Annotated in this window: 16 protein-coding genes; 7 read left to right on the top strand and 9 right to left on the bottom strand. The window is 75.4% G+C overall.

The window, feature by feature from the left end; all coding sequences use genetic code 11:
• Window positions 1-84 precede the first annotated feature (84 nt).
• The 3 genes from mce (at window position 85) to ACF1AK_RS22155 (ending at window position 6,604) form a co-directional block, all read left to right on the top strand.
• Window positions 85-519: a methylmalonyl-CoA epimerase gene (gene mce, locus ACF1AK_RS22165; protein ID WP_391500525.1), complete on the top strand. Its 435-nt coding sequence runs from the start codon at window positions 85-87 to the stop codon at window positions 517-519.
• Between the two features lie 554 nt (window positions 520-1,073).
• Window positions 1,074-5,567 (top strand): hypothetical protein, encoded by a 4,494-nt coding sequence (locus ACF1AK_RS22160; protein ID WP_391500524.1) that lies wholly within the window; start codon window positions 1,074-1,076, stop codon window positions 5,565-5,567.
• Between the two features lie 107 nt (window positions 5,568-5,674).
• Window positions 5,675-6,604 carry a cellulose-binding protein gene (locus tag ACF1AK_RS22155; protein WP_344345574.1) on the top strand — a complete coding sequence of 310 codons (930 nt, stop codon included), beginning with the start codon at window positions 5,675-5,677 and terminating at the stop codon, window positions 6,602-6,604.
• A gap of 67 nt (window positions 6,605-6,671) precedes the next feature.
• Here ACF1AK_RS22155 and ACF1AK_RS22150 read toward each other — a convergent pair whose 3' ends face one another.
• The gene (locus ACF1AK_RS22150; RefSeq protein WP_350553087.1) at window positions 6,672-6,992 is read right to left on the bottom strand and encodes a hypothetical protein; all 321 of its coding nucleotides are present in this window, start codon (window positions 6,990-6,992) and stop codon (window positions 6,672-6,674) included.
• The gene (locus tag ACF1AK_RS22145; protein ID WP_391500523.1) at window positions 6,989-7,786 is read right to left on the bottom strand and encodes an alpha/beta fold hydrolase; all 798 of its coding nucleotides are present in this window, start codon (window positions 7,784-7,786) and stop codon (window positions 6,989-6,991) included. Before ACF1AK_RS22145 ends, ACF1AK_RS22150 begins: the two co-directional genes overlap by 4 nt.
• Before the next feature lie 92 nt (window positions 7,787-7,878).
• Here ACF1AK_RS22145 and ACF1AK_RS22140 point away from each other — a divergent pair, with 92 nt between their 5' ends.
• Window positions 7,879-8,883 (top strand): ABC transporter ATP-binding protein, encoded by a 1,005-nt coding sequence (locus tag ACF1AK_RS22140; protein WP_391500522.1) that lies wholly within the window; start codon window positions 7,879-7,881, stop codon window positions 8,881-8,883.
• A 1-nt stretch (window position 8,884) separates the two neighbouring features.
• Entirely contained in the window at window positions 8,885-9,649 is a 765-nt protein-coding gene (locus ACF1AK_RS22135) for an ABC transporter permease subunit (protein WP_391500521.1), read from the top strand.
• A 13-nt stretch (window positions 9,650-9,662) separates the two neighbouring features.
• Here ACF1AK_RS22135 and ACF1AK_RS22130 read toward each other — a convergent pair whose 3' ends face one another.
• The gene (locus ACF1AK_RS22130) at window positions 9,663-9,986 is read right to left on the bottom strand and encodes an ATP/GTP-binding protein (protein WP_391500520.1); all 324 of its coding nucleotides are present in this window, start codon (window positions 9,984-9,986) and stop codon (window positions 9,663-9,665) included.
• A 227-nt stretch (window positions 9,987-10,213) separates the two neighbouring features.
• On the opposite strand from ACF1AK_RS22130, the gene ACF1AK_RS22125 reads away from it, so the two are divergent.
• Entirely contained in the window at window positions 10,214-11,464 is a 1,251-nt protein-coding gene (locus ACF1AK_RS22125) for an LLM class flavin-dependent oxidoreductase (RefSeq protein ID WP_391500519.1), read from the top strand.
• Window positions 11,465-11,492: 28 nt separating this feature from the next.
• On the opposite strand, the gene ACF1AK_RS22120 is transcribed toward ACF1AK_RS22125, so the two are convergent.
• On the bottom strand, window positions 11,493-11,885 hold the full coding sequence (locus ACF1AK_RS22120; RefSeq protein ID WP_380286711.1) for an SCO5389 family protein: 393 nt from the start codon (window positions 11,883-11,885) through the stop codon (window positions 11,493-11,495).
• Between the two features lie 512 nt (window positions 11,886-12,397).
• On the opposite strand from ACF1AK_RS22120, the gene nucS reads away from it, so the two are divergent.
• Window positions 12,398-13,057, top strand: coding sequence for an endonuclease NucS (gene nucS / locus ACF1AK_RS22115; protein WP_350553073.1), 660 nt, complete (start codon window positions 12,398-12,400; stop codon window positions 13,055-13,057).
• A gap of 9 nt (window positions 13,058-13,066) precedes the next feature.
• Here nucS and ACF1AK_RS22110 read toward each other — a convergent pair whose 3' ends face one another.
• From ACF1AK_RS22110 to ACF1AK_RS22090, 5 genes are all read right to left on the bottom strand, one after another.
• Window positions 13,067-15,517: an ATP-binding protein gene (locus ACF1AK_RS22110; RefSeq protein WP_391500518.1), complete on the bottom strand. Its 2,451-nt coding sequence runs from the start codon at window positions 15,515-15,517 to the stop codon at window positions 13,067-13,069.
• 174 nt (window positions 15,518-15,691) lie between these two features.
• A complete protein-coding gene (locus ACF1AK_RS22105) occupies window positions 15,692-16,024 on the bottom strand; it encodes an STAS domain-containing protein (RefSeq protein WP_344324199.1) in 333 nt (110 codons plus the stop codon).
• 446 nt (window positions 16,025-16,470) lie between these two features.
• Window positions 16,471-17,340, bottom strand: coding sequence for a 3-hydroxyacyl-CoA dehydrogenase family protein (locus ACF1AK_RS22100; protein ID WP_391500517.1), 870 nt, complete (start codon window positions 17,338-17,340; stop codon window positions 16,471-16,473).
• A 179-nt stretch (window positions 17,341-17,519) separates the two neighbouring features.
• On the bottom strand, window positions 17,520-18,170 hold the full coding sequence (locus tag ACF1AK_RS22095; RefSeq protein WP_391500516.1) for a response regulator: 651 nt from the start codon (window positions 18,168-18,170) through the stop codon (window positions 17,520-17,522).
• Window positions 18,167-19,387 (bottom strand): sensor histidine kinase, encoded by a 1,221-nt coding sequence (locus ACF1AK_RS22090; RefSeq protein WP_391500515.1) that lies wholly within the window; start codon window positions 19,385-19,387, stop codon window positions 18,167-18,169. Before ACF1AK_RS22090 ends, ACF1AK_RS22095 begins: the two co-directional genes overlap by 4 nt.
• Window positions 19,388-19,399: the final 12 nt, after the last annotated feature.

The raw sequence follows: 19,399 nt of genomic DNA, 5'->3' as shown, positions 1-19,399 counted from the left end.
TCGCACCCCCACCCCTGGCGCCGCCGTCCGGCATGCGCTGCACTGTTGCCGTCCTGTCGCACCAGCCCCAGACCGGAGGCCCCCGTGCTCACCCGCATCGACCACATCGGCATCGCCTGCCACGACCTCGACAAGACGGTCGAGTTCTACCGCGCCACCTACGGCTTCGAGGTGTTCCACAGCGAGGTCAACGAGGAGCAGGGCGTCCGCGAGGCCATGCTCAAGATCAACGACACCGGCGACGGCGGCGCCTCCTACCTCCAGCTGCTGGAGCCGATCCGCGAGGACTCCCCGGTCGGCAAGTGGCTGGCGAAGAACGGCGAGGGCGTCCACCACATCGCCTTCGGCACCGCCGACGTCGACACCGACTCCGAGGAGATCCGGGCCAAGGGCGTGCGGGTCCTCTACGACCAGCCGCGCACCGGCTCGATGGGCTCGCGGATCACCTTCCTGCACCCCAAGGACTGCGGCGGGGTGCTGACCGAGCTGGTCACCGCCGCCGAGTCCGACGCGCACTGAGGTTTCCGCCGCCGGCGCGGGGCGGCAGCCGGCCGTCCGCCGCCCCGCCACCCTCATGACCCGTCAGTAACCTCGGCCGGCAACCCCGAAAACCCCCACGCGACCATTCCCCCGCAAGACGCTCCCACTACAATGCCCAGGTGCGCGAAGACTCCGGGGGACGGGGCCGACGGGCACGGCCGAAGACAGGCCCGTCCGCCCCGGCGGGAGGCCCGTCGCAGGGGAGTCCATTACGCGGGCACGGCTGAACAGTCGCTAGACGGATCTGTCACCATTCTCCACAAGGCAAGAGTTCGCCCAGGAGTCCACCCGGACGGGGGAATGCGGATCGACCGCGCTCCCGCGCCCCGGACTCCGACGACCGCGGCGGGCGTCCCCGGCTACGACGGGGTGTCCGGACGGCCGCGGATGCAAGGACCAGTCGGACCGTGCCTCGACCAGGGGACCGCGGACCGGCCGGGTCGAGGACGCGACCAGGAGATGGATGGGACCGCGGAGTGCGGGGCTACGACCGCTACGAGGTTGACGATCACCTCTCCCAGTTCGAGGCCGAGATGGATCGGACTCGGAAGGAGCGGGACAAGTCAGTCGAGCATGCCGAGGACCTCGCCTACCAGGTGGAGGTGCTCCGGGCCAAGCTGCACGAGTCCCGTCGCATGCTCGCCCAGCCGCGCGCCTTCGACGCCGTGTCCGGCCAGGCCGAGCAGATGCTCCGCACCGCCGAGATGCAGGCCCAGCAGCTGCGGGCCGACGCCGAGCGCCAGCTGCGCGACTCCCAGGCCGCCACCCAGCGGATCATGGCCGAGGCCGCCGAGCGCACCGCCCGGCTGGAGGCCGAGCTGGCCGCCCGCCGCCGCCAGCTGGAGGAGGAGCTCGCCGAGCTGCGGCGCAGCGCCGAACAGCACGTCAACGAGAACGTCAGCTGGGCCGAGCAGACCCGGGCCGGCACCGAGCAGGAGGCCCAGCGCCTGCTCCAGGAGGCCCGCGCCGAGGCCGACCGGATGATGGCCGCCGCCCGTGCCGAGGCCGCCGCCCTGTCCGACCAGGCCCGCGCGCAGACCGCCGCCGATGTCGACGCCGCCCGCGGCGAGGCCCAGGCCGCCGCCGAGGCCGCCCTCCAGCGCGCCCAGAGCGACGCCGAGCGGCTGCTGCGGGCCGCCTCCGAGCAGGCCCAGCAGGCCGGTGCCCAGGCCGCCGCCGACGTGGACGCCGCCCGCGGCGAGGCCCAGCAACAGCTCGCCGCCGCGCACGCCGCCGCCCAGCAGGAGCTGGGTCACGCCCGGGCGGAGATCGGCCGGCTCAAGGAGGCCGCCGCCGCCGAGCAGGCCCGCGCCCAGCAGGAGCTCGACCACGCCCAGGCGGAGATAGCACGGCTGCGCGAGGAGGCCGTCGCCGAGGCCGAGCGGGCCCGCCAGGAGGCCGCCGAGCTGCGGGCCCGGGCCGAGGCCGCCGCCGTGCAGCTCCAGGCCGATGCCGAGGCCGCCGCCGAGCGGAAGGTCGCCGACGGCGAGGCCGCCAACGAGCAGCGCTCGCAGACCGCCCGGGCCGAGGTGGCCCGGATGGTCGCCCACGCCACCAAGGAGGCCGAGGCGATCCGCGCCGAGGCCGCCACCAAGCAGGCCGAGGCGGAGGCCGCCAGGGCCGCCGCCGCCGAGGAGAGCGAGCGGCTGCGGGCCACCGCCGAGTCGGTGGCCGGTCAGCTGCGCTCCGAGGCCGAGGCCGCGATCGCCGAGCTGCGCGCCCGGGCCGACCGCGACGTCGCCGAGCTGCGGGCGCAGGCCGAGGCCGCCGCCGAGCAGCTGCGCGCCGAGGCCGAGGAGGCCGGCCGGGCGGCCGGCGCCAAGGACGCCGCCGCCCAGCTGGCCAAGGCTGCCAAGGCCGCCGAGGAGATGCTGGAGCGGGCCGGCCGGGACGCCGAGGCCGCCCGCACCGGCGCGGGCGCCGAGGCCGAGCGGATCCGGGCCGAGGCCGCCGCCGAGGCCGAGCGGCTGCGGGAGCAGGCGCAGGCCGCCGTCGAGGCCGCCCAGAACGCCGCCCTGGACGACGCCGCCGCGATCCGCGAGCGGATCCAGGAGATGCAGGACGAGGCCGCCCGGCTGCGGGCCGAGGCGGAGGAGCTGCGTTCGCAGGCCGCCGCCGAGGCCGACCGGGTGCGCGGCGAGGCCCGCCGGCAGGCGGTGCTGCAGATCGAGGAGTCGGCGAAGAGCGCCGAGGAGCTGCTCACCAAGGCCAAGTCGGACGCGGACGAGCTGCGCGCGGGTGCCGCCGCCGAGATCGAGCGGCTGCGCGAGCAGGCCGAGGAACGGGCCGCCGAGACCCAGCGCCGGGCCGAGCAGACCCTGGAGCGGGCCCGCGCCGAGGCCGCCAAGACCACCGCCGCGGCCGAGCAGCAGGGCCGGGACGCGCTCACCGCCGCCAAGGCCGCGGCCGCCGAGAACCGGTCCGCCGCCGAGCGCGAGACCGCCGAACTGCGCCGCGGGGCCACCGAGTTCGACCAGCGGGTGCGCGCGGAGGCGAACGCCGCCGCGGAGGCGCTGCGGTCCGACGCCCAGGCCGAGGCGAACGCGGTGCGCGACGCCGCGGTGGCCGACGCCGAACGCGTCCGCTCCGAGGCCGACACCGAGGCGGCCCGGGCCAGGGCCGAGGCCGAGGCCGCCGCCGCGCAGTTGCGCGAGGAGAGCCGGCGCGAGCGCGAGGAGGCGGCCGCCGGGCTGCTCCGGGAGCGCGAGGAGACCGCCGAGCAGCTGGCCGCCGCCGCGGCCGCGCGCGAGCAGGCCGAGACGGCCGCCGCGGAGCTGACCGAGCGCACCGCCGCCGAGGCCGCCGCCGTCCGGGAAGCCGCCGAGGCCCACGCCGAACGCGTCCGCACCGAAGCCGAGACCGCCGCCGCCGAACTCACCGAGCGCACCGCCGCCGAGGCCGCCCGCCTCCAGGCCGAGGCCGAACGCGCCCTCGAAGCCGCCGAAACCACCGCCGAACAGCGCCGCACCGAAGCCGAGACCGCCGCCGCGGAGCTGACCGAGCGCACCGCCGCCGAGGCCGCCGCCGTCCGCGAGGCCGCCGAGGCCCACGCCGAACGCGTCCGCACCGAGGCCGAGACCGCCGCCAGGAAGCAGCGCGAGCGGGGCGCGGCCGAGCTGGCGCTCGCCGAGGAGCAGGCCTCGACGGTCCGCGCCGAGGCCGGCCGCGAGCTGTCCGAGGCCCGGGCCACCGCCGCGGCGATCCGCGCCGAGGCCGGTGCGGAGCTGGAGCAGGCCCGGCGCGACGGCGAGGAGCTCGTCGAGGCCGGCCGGACCGAGGCCGCCGCCCTGGTCGAGGCCGCCGAGGAGGAGGCCGCCGAGGTCCGCCAGTCGGTGGCCGGGCTGCACGAGACCGCCTCCCAGCAGATCGCCGAGCTGCGGGCCGCCGCCGAGCGGGACGCCGAGGAGCTGCGCGAGCAGGCCGAGCGGGCCGCCGCCGAGGTGCGCGACACCGCCGACCGGGAGACCACCGAACTGCGGGCGCTCGCCGACCGCGAGACCGCCGAGCTGCGGGCCGCCGCCGAGCACGACGCGGCGCAGCTGCGCGAGACCGCCGAGCACGAGAGCGCCGACCTGCGGGCCCGCACCGAGGCCGAGACGACCGCGCTGCGCGAGCAGACCGCGCTGGAGCTGGCCGCCGACCGCGAGGCCGCCGAGCTGGAGCTGGCCCGGCAGCGCGCCGAGGCGCAGGCCTACGACGAGCAGCTGCGCGCCGAGGCCGAGGAGACCCTGCGCGCCGCCCAGGAGGCCGCCGAGCAGCAGCGCGCCGAGTCCGAGCAGCTGGCCGCCCGGACGGTGGCCGCCGGCGAGGAGCGGGCCGCCGCCACGGTCGCCGAGGCGGAGGAGTTCGCCGCCGCGCTGCGCGCCGAGGCCGAGGAGTACGCGCTCGCCACCCGCACCCTCGCCGACGAGTACGACGCCGCCACCCACGGCCGCGCCGACGCCTACGACGCCGAGGTCCGCGAGGCCGCCGAGCAGTTCGACAGGTCCACCCGCGAGCGGGCCAAGTCCGTGCTGGAGAAGGCCTTCGCGGACGCCGAGTCGCTCGGCGAGGACGCCCGGACCACCGCGCTGGCCACCACCGCCGCCGCCGAGGAGCAGGCCGACGCGATGGTCGCCGCCGCCCGCAAGGAGGCCGACCGGCTGGTCGCGGCCGGCGAGGCCGCCGGGCAGGAGGCCGTCGAGAAGGGCCGGGCCGACGCCGATGCGCTGCTCTCCGAGGCCCGCCGGGACGCCACCGCGATCCGCGAGCGCGCCGAGGAGCTGCGCGAGCGCACCGACGCCGAGGTGGAGGCCCTGCACGAGCGCGCCCGCAAGGAGAACGCGCAGGCCATGAAGTCGGCCGGTGAGCGGGTGGACGCGCTGGTGACGGCCGCCCAGGAGCAGCTGACCGAGGCCGAGGAGCAGGCGGTGGCCACCGTCGCCGAGGCCGAGGACCGGGCGGCGGCGCTGGTCGCGGCCGCCGAGGACCGGGCCAACGAGCTGACCTCGGAGGCGTCCGCCGAGGCCAGCAAGGTGCGCCTCTCGGCGGTCCGCAAGGCCGAGAGCCTCCTGAAGGAGGCCGAGACCAAGCTCGCCAGCTCCACCGACCGCGCCGAGGCCCTGATCGTCAAGGCCGAGGCCAAGCTGAAGTCCGCCCAGGACGAGGCGGAGGAGCGGCTGGAGACGGCGTCGGCCGAGGCCGAGAAGCGGCTGCGGGCCGCCGACCGGGCCGCCGACGAGCAGATCGAACTGGCGAGGGCGGAGGCCGAGCGGCTGCTCGCCGAGGCGCGGGCCGAGGCGAAGCGGGCGACCGAGGAGGGCCGGCGCGAGCTGGACGAACTGGTGCGCCGCCGCAAGGACATCAACACCGAGATCTCCAGGGTGCAGGACGTGCTGTCCGCGCTGGAGGCCTTCGAGGCGCCGTCACCGGTCGCGCAGGCCAACGGGGGAAGCAGTTCCAAGAAGGACGGGGGTGCCAAGGCTGGTGCCGGAATTGGCTCTCCCCGGTCGGGTGGCAATCGCTCCAAGAACGCACCACCCGATTGAGCGGACATTGTCCGCGGGACAACGGCGTTTCGTCGCCGACACTCCGGTACCGTGTCAGGATTCCCTCAACCACCTCAGCGGTTTGACGACAGGAAGCCCAGAACCCCATGAGCGACAGTCACTCCCCTCACGGCTTCGACCTGGTGCGCCGTGGGTACGAGCGCGCCCAGGTCGACGAGCGGATCACCAAGCTGGTGGCCGACCGTGACAGTGCCTTGACCCGGATCAGCGCCCTTGAGAAGCGCATCGAGGAGCTCCACCTGGAGACCCAGACCGCCCAGGCGGCGGTCGCCGAGGCCGAGCCGTCGTACGCCGGTCTCGGCGCCCGGGTCGAGAAGATCCTGCGGCTCGCCGAGGAGGAGGCCAAGGACCTGCGCGAGGAGGCGCACCGCGCCGCCGAGCAGCACCGCGAGCTCGCCGAGGCGGCCGCCCAGCAGGTCCGCACCGAGGCCGAGAACTACGCCAAGGACCGCAAGGCCAAGGCGGAGGACGAGGGCCTGCGGATCGTCGACAAGGCCAAGAGCGACGCCGCCCAGCTGCGGGCCGAGGCCAACAAGGACGCCCAGAACAAGCGCGAGGAGGCGGACGCCCTCTTCGAGGAGACCCGCACCAAGGCCGCCCAGGCCGCGCTGGAGTTCGAGACGAACCTGGCCAAGCGCCGCGAGCAGTCCGAGCGCGACCTGGCCGCCCGTCAGGCCAAGGCCGAGAAGCGGCTGGCCGAGATCGAGCACCGCGCCGAGCAGCTCCGCCTGGAGGCCGAGAAGCTGCGCACCGACGCCGAGCGCCGCGCCCGTCAGACCGTCGAGACGGCCCAGCGCCAGTCCGAGGACATCGTGGCCGACGCCAACGCCAAGGCCGACCGCATCCGCAGCGAATCCGAGCGCGAGCTGGCGGCGCTCACCAACCGCCGCGACAGCATCAACGCCCAGCTGACCAACGTCCGCGAGATGCTGGCGACGCTGACCGGCGCGGCCGTGGCCGCCGCCTCGCTGCCGAACGACGACACCATGGGCGTGCCCGCCCAGCAGTCGCGCTGACGCGGCCCGCAGGCCCCGACGGCCCCCGCCCTCCCCGGGCGGGGGCCGTCCCCTTCCCCCGGCGTCCTCAGCGCGGGTAGGCGCCGTCCGGGCGCTGGTGCCCGCAGCTGAGCTGGTTGCCCTCGTCGTCCGAGACCGTCCCGAACCACGAGGTGCACCAGACCGACACCGAGTCCGGCCAGTACTGCACCTCGAAGGGGTGCCCCGGTCCGTAGTCCCCGTACGAGGTGACGATGAAGGTCTCCCCCGGGCGCAGCCAGTAGTCCTCGCCCAGCGGTTCCAGGGTCAGTTCGAGCAGGCCCTCGGCCCGGTTGGTCACCGGCATCCGCCCGGTCACCTCCAGTGCGGAGAAGTCCCAGCCGCCGGTCTCCGCCCGTTCCTCCCTCATCCGGCCGCCACCCGCTCCAGCAGCCGCAGCGCCACCGCGTCGAACGCCTCCGGCGCCTCGATCGCGCTCAGGTGGCCGACGCCGGGGAGCACCGTCAGCTCCGCGTCCGGCAGGGCCCGCATCATCATCTCCGCCTCGGTGAGCGGCATCAGCGCGTCCTCCTCGCCCGCCACCACCGCGGCCGGCACCCGCAGCCCGGCCAGGACGTCGAGGCGCTCCGGGCGGGCCGCCATGGCCCGCTGCGCCCAGGCCACGGCGGCCGGTGGGGCGGCGGCGACCATCTCCTGCACCCGGGCGGCCAGGTGCTGCGAGCCCGGGGCGAGCTGCCCCTGCGCCATCCGCTCCTCCAGCAGCAGCCGGACGCTGTCGCGGGCCAGGACGGCGGAGGCGATCCGCTCCCGGTTCTCCTTGACGGCCTGCGGGTCGGCGGTGGCCTTGGTGTTGGCCAGCAGCAGGCCGGCCAGCCGGTCCGGGTGGCGCTCGGCGAAGGCCATCGCCACGTAGCCGCCCATGGAGATCCCGCCGAGCACCGCCCGGTCGGTGCCGACGGCGTTGAGCAGCCGGGCGACGTCGTCGGCGACGGCTTCCAGCGAGGGTTCCTCCGGGCCCAGCCCGGTGCCGCCGAAGCCGCGCTGGTCGGGTGCGATCACCCGCGCCCGGTTCCCGGCCGGGCCGGGGAGCCCGTCCAGTTGGGCGGACCACATGGCGGCGTTGAGCGGGAAGGCGTGCAGCAGCACGAGGGGTGTTCCGGTACCGCTCTCGCGGACCGACACTGCGGAGGGGAGCTGGGTCATGGGGCCACCGTATTCCGGTGCGCCCGGCGGGCCCACTCAGCGGGCCGCCTTGCCCCGTTTGTCATAGCCTGACGGAGAGTGAGGGAGTCCCCATGATCGAGTTGCACGACCTGACCAAGCGTTACGGCACGACCCTGGCGGTGGACCGGCTGAGCTTCAAGGTCCCGCAGGGCGTGGTCACCGGGTTCCTCGGGCCCAACGGCGCCGGCAAGTCCACCACCATGCGCATGATCCTCGACCTCGACCGGCCCACCGGCGGCCGGGTGACCATCGACGGCAAGAGGTACGGACAGCTCAGCGAACCGCTCAAGTACATCGGCGCGCTGCTGGAGGCCAAGGCCGTCCACCCCGGCCGCACCGCCCGCGACCACCTGCTCTGGCTCGCCCAGAGCAACCGGATCCCCGAACGCCGGGTGGACGAGGTGCTCGCCCTGGTCGGTCTCACCGCGGTCGCCCGCAAGCGCGCCCGGGGCTTCTCGCTCGGCATGGGCCAGCGCCTCGGCATCGCCAGCGCGCTGCTCGGCGACCCGGAGATCGTCATGTTCGACGAACCGGTCAACGGCCTGGACCCGGAGGGCATCCTCTGGATCCGCAACCTCATGAAGCGCCTCGCCGCGGAGGGCCGCACCGTCTTCGTCTCCTCCCACCTGATGAGCGAGATGGCCGTCACCGCCGACCACCTGGTGGTCATCGGAAGGGGCCGGCTGCTCGCCGACCTGCCGATGGCCGAGTTCATCCGCCGCAACTCCCGCTCCGCCGTCCGGCTGCGCAGCCCGCAGCCCGAGCGGCTGCTCGACGTCCTGGCGGCCGCCGGACTGCGGCCCGAGGCCGGCCCGGACGGCTCCTACGAGGTGGTGGACGGCGAACTCGCCGCGCTCGGCGAGCTGGCCGCGGCGAACGGCGTGGTGCTGCACGAGCTCAGTCCGCAGCAGGCCTCGCTGGAGGAGGCGTTCATGCAGATGACGGCCGATGCGGTGGAGTACCACGCCGGCGACGGGCCGGGCACCGACGCGGCGGGCGCGCCCGGCGCCTGGGGCGCCGGCTGGCAGGGCGGCCGGGAGCGGAAACCGGCCTCCCCCGACAAGGAGGAGAACTGAGATGGCGTCCTTCCCCGCGGTCCTGCGGTCCGAGTGGACCAAGATCCGCAGCGTCCGCTCGACGGTCTGGACCCTCGCGCTGACCTTCGTGGTCACCCTCGTCGTCGGCGCCCTGCTGTCCCTGCTCACCAACAACAACTTCGAGGAGTTCCGCAGCGAGGACTCCCCCTTCGACGCCACCGGCACCGCCTTCGCCGGCATCATGCTCGGCGAGCTGGCCATCATCGTCTTCGGGGTGCTGGCGATCGGCAACGAGTACAGCACCGGGATGATCCGGGTCACCCTGGCCGCCGTCCCGCAACGCGGCACCCTGCTCACCGGCAAGGCCGTGGTGCTCGGCGCCCTCGCCCTCGCCGTCTCGCTGGTGACGGCCTTCCTCACCTTCTTCACCGGCCAGGCGCTGCTCGGCGACCACTCCACCACGCTGGGCGAACCGAACGTGCTGCGCGCGGTGTTCGGCGCCGCGCTCTACCTCACGATGCTCTGCCTCTTCTCGGCGGGCGTCACCGCGATGCTGCACAACCAGACCCTGGCGCTGGGCGTGCTGGTGCCGTTCTTCTTCCTGCTCTCGCCGATCCTCTCGGCGGTGCCGGGCGCCAAGACCGTCGCCCACTACTTCCCCGACTACGCCGGCTCCCGGATGCTGCTGGTCTACGAGCAGCACGGCCAGCCGTACGGGCCGTGGGCGGGCTTCGTCATCTGCCTGGCCTGGACGCTCGCCGCGCTGGCCGGCGGGGCGCTGGTGCTGAAGAAGCGCGACGCCTGAGCGGGCCGGCGGGTCAGTACCGGGGAGCGCCGCGGCCGCGGAGCAGGTTCGAGGCCCGGCGTTCCCGCGCGCCCCAGCAGGCCCGGTGCCAGTGCCGGCGGTCGTCCACCCCCGCGCCGTGCATCGGCCAGGCCACCACGTGGCCCACCCCGGGCGGGATCTCCTGGTCGCAGCCCGGGCAGCGGTAGTGCCGGCCGGCCGTGCCCGCGACGGTCTGCACCACCCAGTCGTCGCCCTGGTAGCTCTCGGTCCGGCGCAGCGAGCCGCCCAGCGGCGCGGCCGGCTCGGCCCGGTCGGGATCGGCGGCGCTCTTGATCCGGTTGCGTCGGGGCGACACGGCGGCTACCTCTCTACGGGGTGCGGGAACCGTTCCAGCCTACGGCCGGGCGGCATCACTCCGAGCCACTATCACGGCATCGGAGGATGATCGGGTGTTTCCCGGGAGATCCACCCGTTTCTCCGGAAAATCGGCGCCCCGACGTGCCATTGGCACATGACATCGGCTACTCACGAGGGGACAGGCGGGGCCCGCAGACCCTGCGCGCACCCGAGGAGGCCCCAGCAATGACCAGAACCAGCACCATCACGGCCGTCACCGCCACCGCCGGCACCCCACGGCCCGCGGTCCAGCGCGCCGGCGCCACCGCCTCGGACACCGCGCCGGTCCGGGTCGGCGCGTTCCTGCTCTCCGCGCAGTTCCCCGGCCAGTCGCACGGCGAGGCCCTGGACCGCACCGTGCGCGCCGCCGTCGCGGCCGAGCAGGCGGGGCTGGACAGCGTCTGGCTGGCCGAGCACCACTTCGTCCCGTACGGGGTCTGCCCCAACGCCGCCACCCTGGCCGCCCTGCTGCTCGGCCGGACCCGGCGGATCGGCGTCGGCACGGCGGTCAGCGTGCTCTCCACGGCCCACCCGGTGGCGCTCGGCGAGCAGGCCGCGCTGCTCCACCTCACCTCCGGCGGGCGCTTCACGCTCGGCGTGGGGCGCGGCGGTCCGTGGATCGACCTGGACGTCTTCGGCAGCGGCGTGGACGCCTTCGAGGGGGGCTTCCCGGAGCGGCTCGACCTGCTGCTGCGCTGGCTGCGCGGCTCGCGGGTGGGCGCGGCCGGGGAGCAGTTCAGCTTCCCCGAGGTGGCCGTGGTGCCCCGGGCCACCGAACCGCCCCGCCGCCCGGACCTCGGTGCCTGGCTGGGCCTCGACGACCGGACCGGTGTGCTGCGCTTCCCCCGTCAGCGCCAGGACGCCGACGGCCCCGCCGACGAGCAGCCCGCCACCGCCGGCCGTCCGGCGGCCGGACCGCCGGTGGTGGTCGCCTGCACCTCGCCCGCCGGGGTCCGCACCGCCGCCGAACGCGGCCTGCCGATGCTGCTGGGCATGCACTCCGGCGACGAGGACAAGCTGCACATGCTGGAGCTGTATCGTTCCGCCTGGCTGGCGGCCGGACGCGGCGAGGAGCAGTTGCGCCGGGTCGCCCGGCGGCACGTCGCGGCCGGGGTGGCCCAGGTCGACGACCGCACCTCGGCGGCCCGGGCCACGCTCCTGCGCGCGATGCCCGGCTGGTTCGAGTTCGGGCTCGGCGCGCACCGCACGGTGGACGGCCGGGAGCGCAAGATGCGCGACCCGCACCAGTACACCGAACTGCTCTGCGACCTGCACGCGGTCGGGACGCCGAAGCAGTGCGCGGACCGGCTCCTGGCCACCGCCGAGCGCACCGGCATCCGCCGTTTCGCCCTGCTCGCCGAGGGCAGCGGCGACCGGGAGGCGACCCTGCACAACATCGCCCGGCTCGGCTCCGAGGTCCTGCCCCAGCTGAGCTGAGCCGAGCCGGGCCGGACCGGTGTCCGGCTCAGCAGTCGCGGAGCTCGTCGGACTGGTTGAGCAGCTGTTCGCGGACCGAGGTGAAGCGCTCGTAGCGCTTCTTGTTGGCGGACGACGGCCGGAACACCGCCACCCGGTGACAGTTCTGGAAGGCCAGTTCGACGCCGAAGTGCCGCTCCAGGGCACCCCGGATCGCGTTGCTGGCGAGCGCCCGCAGGAGCTGGCCGCGGGCCTGCTCGCTGGGCGGCGGTACCTGGTTGTCGGCGAAGTCGGTGCCGTCGACCTCCGTCTGGGCGACCAGCGAGCTGATCAGGTCCCAGGCGTAGGGCAGGGAGACGCGGACGCAGTCGACGAACTCCCGCTCGTCGACCTCGTCCCGCTCGGCCTTCTCCAGCAGGGCCGGTGAGACGTCGAGCGACATGGGTTCTCCTCTCGCGGTCCACCCGCGCGACGCCCGGGTGGTGATGCGTAGTCCAAGTCCAAGCTGAGGGTGAGGGTGGGACGCGTGTGTGTCCGGAGCACCGTCGGACGGGTGTGACGCCGTCGGACGGCCGGGTTTCCGGCAGCGCGCCGACGCGGGGGCGCCGAGGACCTGTCGAGGGAGACGTTGGTCGGGGGCGCCGGCCGCTCAGGACAGCGTGGCAGTCAACGCGGGGCCAGGCCGGTCATTCCTGTGGATTGCTCCCGGATTGCGCCCGGGTGCACCACATTGGCCGGATCCTGTCGGATCGTTCATCTGAAGTCTCCATCCCCGTTGACAGCGCTCCCGCAAGCAATCCGTCACACACCGTAGCGGCCTATGGTGGTGGCCGCCAGGGTGCCGACAGGCATTCGCCGGATCGCAGGGCATCCATCGTGGCGGGGTTCGCGGATTCTTCACCCGGTCGTCGTGGAATCGCATCAACTGGCCCCGGTGGGCTAGCGTGGTCGACCGTGCGTCTCGTAATTGCCCGCTGCTCAGTCGACTATGCCGGTCGGCTCTCCGCCCATCTGCCCTCCGCCACCAGGCTCATCCTGGTCAAGGCCGACGGCAGCGTCAGCATCCACGCCGACGACCGCGCCTACAAGCCGCTCAACTGGATGTCCCCGCCGTGCGCCCTCAAGGAGGCCGACGGGGTCTGGACGGTGGAGAACAAGGCCGGCGAGAAGCTCATCATCACGCTGGAGGAGGTGCTGCACGACTCCTCGCACGAACTCGGCGTGGATCCCGGCCTCATCAAGGACGGTGTCGAGGCCCACCTCCAGGAGCTCCTCGCGGACCGGATGGAGGTGCTCGGCTCCGGCTGGTCGCTGATCCGCCGCGAGTACCCGACCGCGATCGGCCCCGTGGACATCCTCTGCCGCGACGCCGACGGCACGACGATCGCCGTCGAGATCAAGCGGCGCGGCGAGATCGACGGCGTCGAGCAGCTCACCCGGTACCTGGAGCTGCTCAACCGGGACCCGCTGCTGGCACCGGTGAAGGGCGTCTTCGCCGCGCAGGAGATCAAGCCGCAGGCGCGCGTGCTGGCCACCGACCGCGGCATCGGCTGCGTGGTCCTGGACTACGACGAGCTGCGCGGCATCGACGACGACAAGCTGAAGCTCTTCTGACCCGGCCGGTCACGGACCGGTCGGCGGCGGAGCCGTCGTGGGCGCCGTCGGGCTCGCCGAGCCCGACGGCGCCGCCGTCTCGGTGGGCGTCTGGGTGGCGGGCGGGCTCGGCGCCGGGGGTGTCGTGACGGGGGGCTGCGCGGTGGTCCCGCCGGCCGGCGGAGTGACGCCGCCGGCGTTCCCCCCGCCGGCTGCACTCCCCCCGCCGCCGGCCGTCCCACCCCCGCCGGCCGTCCCACCCCCGCCCGTGCCGCCCGTGCCGCCCGCCGTCCCGCCCGCGCCACCGCCGCCGTCGGAGCCGCCCGCCGGGGGCTGCGGCGGGTTCGGGGCCTGGGTCTGCGGCGGGGCCGCGGAGGTGCTCGCCCCCGGGCCCGGTGAACGGCTCGGCCGCTTCGACGCCGAGGCCGACGGCGAGCCGGACGGCGTCCGCGGGGCGGTGGCGCTGCCGCTCGGCGCCGGTTCGTCCTCCGGTTCCTCCGGGGCCTGCGCACCGGTCCCGTCCGCGGAGCCGTCGGCGGCCGGCGCCGACGAGGCGGACGGCGAGGGCGCGGACGGCGAGGGCCGCGGTGCGGTGGAGCGCGGCGAGGCTCCCGCACCGGGTGTCATGGAGCCGTCGTCGCTGCTGCTGTGCGGGTCGTTGCCCTTCTCCTCGCCGGACACGGCCACCCCGACCGCGGTGCCGAGCACGCCCAGCGCCAGGACGGCCGCCGAGGCGGCGATCGCCGCGCGCCTGCTCCCGAACCGCGCCGGCACCCGGGCGATGGCCCGCAGCCCGGGCCGGCGGGCCGGCGCCGCCCCGGCCGGCGCGGCGGGCGGCAGCTGCCGGCCCTCGGCCCGCAGCAGGTCGAGCATCCGGCGCGCCCCGGCCGCCCCGCGCGACTCGCCGAGCGCACCGCGCAACGCCAGCGCGGCCTCCAACTCGGCCGTGGCCCGGCCGGGTTCGTGGACGCAGACGGCGTACACGCCCAACTCGTGGTGGAACCAGGCCTCGTCGGCCCGGGCACCGGTGCGCCGGGCGGCCTCCAGGCCGAGCCGCAGCGCGTGCTCCCAGGCCCCCCAGCGCAGCGCCAGCGCCAGCGCGGGAGCCGCCGCCCGGGCCAGCCGCAGCACCGCGTCGTGCCGTCCGGCGGCCCGGTCCGCGAGCAGGACGCCGATCACCACCTCGGCCTCGGCGGCGATCTGCGCCGGCGAGACCGAGGAGTGGCCGACCCACCAGGCGAAGTGCTGGGCGGCGCCGTCGGCGCTGCCGCGGGCGGGCCAGTGCGGGGCGAGCAGTTCCAGCGCCCCGGCGGTGAGCCGGTGGTGGCCGCCGATCGGGGCGGCGAGCCCGGCGTCGGCGAGTTCGGCGAGCGCGCTCTCGCCCTGGCCGACGTCGATCAGCGCGGGCAGGTGCGGGGCGGTCGGGCACTCGCCGCCGAGCGCCACGGCGAGCCGCAGCACGGCCTGCGCGGTCTCGCTCAGCCCCTCGGCGAGCCGGACGGCGGGCCGGGTGGACTCGGCGACCGAGGGCAGCGGCACGGTGTCGCGCAGCGCGGCCTCGCGGACGGCCGGGTCGGGGTGCCGGGCGGGCTCCGCCACCGCGCCGAAGACGTCCAGCCGGTCCTCCTCGGCGGCGACCAGCGCGTCCACCGCGACGTCCCGCTGGCGCAGCAGCGCGGCGGCCTGGACGAAGCGCAGCGGCAGGCCCTCGGACTCGAACCAGAGGTCCACCGCCCAGGCCTTCTCGGCGGCGTCCAGGGGCCGTCCGGCCAGCCGGGCGGCGAGGGCCAGGCAGGCGGGCCGGGAGAGGCCGGCCACCAGGTGGTCCCGGAGCCGGGAGTCCGCCGGGAGCAGCGGGCCGTCGGGGGCGGCGGAGATCAGGAAGGCGCAGTCGGGCGCGGCGGCGAGCATCGCCTCCAGTTCGCCGCCGGCGGGCTCCACCTCGTCGATGACGACGATCGCGCCGACACCGGCGAGGTGCTCGACCAGTTGCCCGGGGTCGGGTCGGAAGCCGGGGGCGTGGTGGGTGGCCGCGAAGAGGTCCTGGAGCAGGTCGGCGGCGGTGCGGCGGTGGCCGCAGAGCCGGACCACGCCGTCGGGGGCGAGGCCGCCGGCCGCCTCGGCGACGGCGGACAGCAGGGCGCTGCGCCCGGAGCCGGCCTGGCCGACCAGGCGTACGGACCGGCCTTCGGCGAGCATGCCGAGCAGTTGGGTGACATCGGCCTCGCGGTCGAGCAGCGGCTGGTCGGCGGGCCCGGCGCCGAGGGCGAGCGGGCCGACCTGGCGGCCGGTGTCGCCGGCCGGGCCGCGGCCGGGCGTGCCGGGGCCGTTGCGGCGGGGCCGGGGGCGCCATTCCGGGGGGCAGGGCCGCACCTCGGAGCCCTCGGGGCCGCCGATGGTCACCAGCAGTCCCCCGGAGACCAGTTCCCCGCTCCGGGTGCGCACGGACTCCTGCCGGAAGTCACCGGTTGGCTGTGCCACGTTCTGCTCCGCCCCACGCTCGCGCCGTCCACCCCTGGCGGCCGCCGCGCCCGGCAAGGGCGGGCCTGGCGGCCGTGTCCTGACCGCCAGACTCTCGCACATCCGTCCCCGCCCGCGCAGCGTGGTCCCGGGGTCCGCGCCGCCCTCGGCGCCTGTCGGCGGGTGCCGGGGGGCTCAGAGGGCCGGGAGGGTGGCGCCGCGGGGGTCGGCGGTGACGCCCTCGACGGCGAGGATGCGGTGCAACCGGGTGGCCACCAGCAGGCGCTGGAGCTGGGCGGGGACGGAGCGGAGCACCAGGCGGCGGCCGATGCGCCCGGCCCGGCGGTGGGTTCCCATGATCACGCCCAGGCCGGTGGCGTCCCAGAACTCCAGCCGGGCGAGGTCGAGGACGAGGTCGCCGAGGCCGCCGTCGACGGCCTGGTGCAGCCGGGACCGCGCGTCGGCGGCGGTGCGCACGTCGAGGCGGCCTTCGATGGCCAGCGCCGCGTGGTCGCCGGTGATGCGCATGCTCTCCTCCTCCGCGTGGCGGGCCTGGGGTACGGGTGTGCGGGTGCGTGCGGTGCGGGTGTCGGTGGGGCCGGGGTGTCGGTGGGGCCGGGCGGGCTGGCGGTCTCGGGCCGGAGGGGCGGGGCGGTGGCGGTCCGGGCGCCGGGCGGGCCCCGCTTCCCCACGCGCCGGCCCCGGCCGGAATGCCGGGTTCCCCGTCACCCATCTGACGGCGAGCCGGCCCCCCGGGTTGCTGGTTATGGCCGGATCTGAAGCAATTTCACCCGTCCGAGGGAATATACGCAGGAACTCTCCACACCTACGCTCGATTACCGCCCAAATCACCCGTCTGCGGCAGCCGGCGTGAGGAAACTCACCCGCCCCCGCGGGGACGGGCCGTCCGGTTCCGTACCCGCACGGCCCGCCCGTTCACCGGCCCGGCGGTTCAGCGGGTCACCGGCCCGGTGTCACTTGCCCTCGTACGGGTAGAAACCGCGCCCGCTCTTGCGGCCGAGGTCGCCGGCGGTGACCATCCGGGCCATGATCTCCGGGGCGGCGAACTTCTCGTCCTGGGTCTCGTCGTAGATGTTCCGCGCGGCGTGCAGCAGGATGTCCACGCCGGTCAGGTCGGCGGTCTGCAGCGGGCCCATCGGGTGGCCGAAGCCGAGCCGGCAGGCGGTGTCGATGTCCTCGGCGGTGGCCACGCCCGACTCGTAGAGCTTGGCGGCCTCGACGACCAGCGCGGTGATCAGACGGGTCGTGACGAAACCGGCCACGTCGCGGTTGACCACCACGACCTCCTTGCCGACGCCCTCGGCGAAGGCACGGGCGGCGGCCAGCGTCGCGTCGCTGGTCTTGTAGCCGCGCACCAGCTCGACCAGCTTCATCAGCGGCACCGGCGAGAAGAAGTGCACGCCGACGACCGACTCGGGGCGGGAGGTGGCGGCGGCGATCCGGGTGATCGGGATGGCGGAGGTGTTGGAGGCGAGCACCGCGCCGTCCTTGGCGAGCTTGTCGAGCTCCCTGAAGACGCCCTCCTTGACGTCCAGCTGCTCGAAGACGGCCTCGACCACGAGGTCGGCCCCGGCGACCGCGCCCAGGTCGGTGGTGGTGGTGATCCGGCCGAGCGCCGCTTCGGCGTCCTCGGCGGTGAGCTTCCCCTTGGAGACGAACTTGTCGTACGAGGCGCGGATGCCGTCGAGGCCGCGCCGCAGCGCCTCCTCGGTCACGTCGCGCAGGACCACCGGGTGCCCGGCCTGGGCGGAGACCTGGGCGATGCCGGCGCCCATCAGGCCGGCACCGATCACGGCGATCTGCTTGCTGGACGCACTGCTCATGGCTGGGACTCCCGATGCCGTCGCCGCCCCGCTGGGCGGGCCCTGAAGGCGGCTCAAGGCAGGGGTCGCCCACCGAGCCGCATCGCTCATGGGCCGGACTCTAGCCCCCGGACGGGGCGCGTGGTGCCATCCGAGGGTGTGATCTGTGACCGACCTGGTCACGTGAGCAAATCAGTCGATCAGATCATCAGCCCGAGGTCCTGGGCGAGGATCGCCGCCTGTACCCGGCTGCGCAGCCGCAGCTTCGCCAGGATCCGGCTGACGTGCGTCTTGGTGGTCGCCTCGGCCATCTCCAGCCGACCGGCGATCTCACCGTTCGACAGACCGGCGCCGATGCAGGCCAGCACCTCCCGCTCGCGCGGCGTCAGCCCCTCCACCGCCGCCCGCACCTCCGGCCCCACCGCCCGGTCCGGGCGGGCGAAGGTGCCGATCAGCCGCCGGGTCACCGAGGGCGCCAGCATGCCGTCCCCGCGGGCCACCGTGCGGATGCCCTCGACCAGGGTGTCCGCCTCCAGGTCCTTCAGCAGGAACCCGGCCGCCCCGGCCCGCAACGCGCCGTAGACGTACTCGTCCAGGTCGAAGGTGGTCAGCACCAGGACCTGCGCCGCCCCGGCCGCCACCACCTGCCGGGTCGCCGAGACGCCGTCCAGCCGGGGCATCTGCACGTCCATCAGGACCACGTCCGGCCGCAGCTCCAGGGCCAGCCGGACGGCCTCCTCGCCGTCCGCGGCCTGCCCGACCACCTCCAGACCGGGTTCGGCCCGCAGGATCATCACCAGCGCCGCCCGCACCGCCGCCTGGTCCTCCGCGACCAGCACCCGGATCGTCATGCCCGCCCCGCTCCTTCCTCCGTCGTCAGCGTCCGCGGCAGCACCGCGCGCACGCTCCAGCAGTCCTCTCCCGGGCCGGCCTCGAAGCTGCCGCCCAGCAGCGAGGCCCGCTCCGCCATGCCGACCAGCCCGGCCCGGGCGCCCGGCAGCGCCTGCCCCGCACCCCGGCGGAACGGACTGTCCACGGCGATCCGCAGCTCCTCCGGGCGGAAGTCCAGCAGCACCCGCACCTCCCCCGGACCGGCGTGCTTGAGCGCGTTGGTCAGCGACTCCTGCACGATCCGGTACGCGGCCAGCTCCACCGGCACCGGCAGGCCGCCGCGCTCGCCCCGCTCGGCCAGCACGAAGTCCAGCCCGACGTCCCGCCCGGCCGCCCGCGCCTTGGCGAGCAGCGCGTCCACCGCCGCGAGGTCCGGCGCCGCGTAGGACTCGTCGGCCTCGCCGCCGCCGCTGTCCCGCAGCAGCCCGACGATGCGGCGCATCTCGGCCAGTCCCTGGACGCTGTTCTCCCGGATCACCCCGAGCACCTCGACCACCGGGTCGTCCGCCGGCCGCCGCTGACGCCGCGCCACCGACTGCGCCCCGGTCGCGTGGATCGCGATCGCCGAGAGGTGGTTCGCCACCACGTCGTGCAACTCGCGCGCCATCCGCGCCCGTTCGGCGACCACCGCCTCGCGCCGGTCCATCTCCGAGAGCAGCGCGGTCTGTTCCGCCCGCAGCCGCTGGGTCTCCGCCTCCTGGCGGTGCTTGCGCACGCTGTCGGCGGTCCACAGCGGGCCCAGGAAGATCAGCACGGTGATCACGGCCACCGTGACGGCGGTCGCCGGCTGGTCGTACACCAGCGTCAGGGTGGTCAGCACCAGCACCGAGGCGGTGCCGGTGGCGTGCAGCACCGGCGACATCCGGCGGGGGCCGTAGACCACCGCCGCGTAGAGCAGGTCGGTGTACATCATGGTGGTCGCCAGCAGCGCGCCGGAGAAGATGCTCCCGGCGAAGACCAGTCCGCCGAGCACCGCGACCAGCACCGGCCTGGTCCGCCGGACGAGCTCCAGCCCCGCCATCGCCAGCAGGGCCGGCAGCACCTGCCAGCGCGGGACGGCCGAGGAGTGGTCGTACACCTGGAAGGCGATCAGCAGCAGCCCGCCGAGCAGGCCGGCGAGCGCGATGCCCGCGTCGACCTGCCGTGGGGTGGGTGTCGGTCTGCGCACGCCCCCCATCAGATCATCCCG

It is taken from the genome of Kitasatospora sp. NPDC015120 (assembly GCF_043080305.1).
Taxonomy (GTDB): domain Bacteria; phylum Actinomycetota; class Actinomycetes; order Streptomycetales; family Streptomycetaceae; genus Kitasatospora.
Note: the sequence above shows the minus strand (reverse complement) of the source record. Positions and strands in the feature narration are given on the sequence as shown.

Bases quoted from the DNA above. Each gene is read 5' to 3' on its own strand.
- ACF1AK_RS22135 (WP_391500521.1), top strand. From the start codon at position 8,885: ATGGCGTCCTTCCCCGCGGTCCTGCGGTCCGAGTGGACCAAGATCCGC.
- ACF1AK_RS22095 (WP_391500516.1), bottom strand. From the start codon at position 18,170: ATGACGATCCGGGTGCTGGTCGCGGAGGACCAGGCGGCGGTGCGGGCG.
- ACF1AK_RS22090 (WP_391500515.1), bottom strand. From the start codon at position 19,387: ATGGGGGGCGTGCGCAGACCGACACCCACCCCACGGCAGGTCGACGCG.
- ACF1AK_RS22145 (WP_391500523.1), bottom strand. From the start codon at position 7,786: ATGACCCAGCTCCCCTCCGCAGTGTCGGTCCGCGAGAGCGGTACCGGA.
- ACF1AK_RS22155 (WP_344345574.1), top strand. From the start codon at position 5,675: ATGAGCGACAGTCACTCCCCTCACGGCTTCGACCTGGTGCGCCGTGGG.
- ACF1AK_RS22140 (WP_391500522.1), top strand. From the start codon at position 7,879: ATGATCGAGTTGCACGACCTGACCAAGCGTTACGGCACGACCCTGGCG.
- ACF1AK_RS22125 (WP_391500519.1), top strand. From the start codon at position 10,214: ATGACCAGAACCAGCACCATCACGGCCGTCACCGCCACCGCCGGCACC.
- ACF1AK_RS22160 (WP_391500524.1), top strand. From the start codon at position 1,074: ATGGATCGGACTCGGAAGGAGCGGGACAAGTCAGTCGAGCATGCCGAG.
- ACF1AK_RS22150 (WP_350553087.1), bottom strand. From the start codon at position 6,992: ATGAGGGAGGAACGGGCGGAGACCGGCGGCTGGGACTTCTCCGCACTG.
- ACF1AK_RS22120 (WP_380286711.1), bottom strand. From the start codon at position 11,885: ATGTCGCTCGACGTCTCACCGGCCCTGCTGGAGAAGGCCGAGCGGGAC.
- ACF1AK_RS22105 (WP_344324199.1), bottom strand. From the start codon at position 16,024: ATGCGCATCACCGGCGACCACGCGGCGCTGGCCATCGAAGGCCGCCTC.
- ACF1AK_RS22100 (WP_391500517.1), bottom strand. From the start codon at position 17,340: ATGAGCAGTGCGTCCAGCAAGCAGATCGCCGTGATCGGTGCCGGCCTG.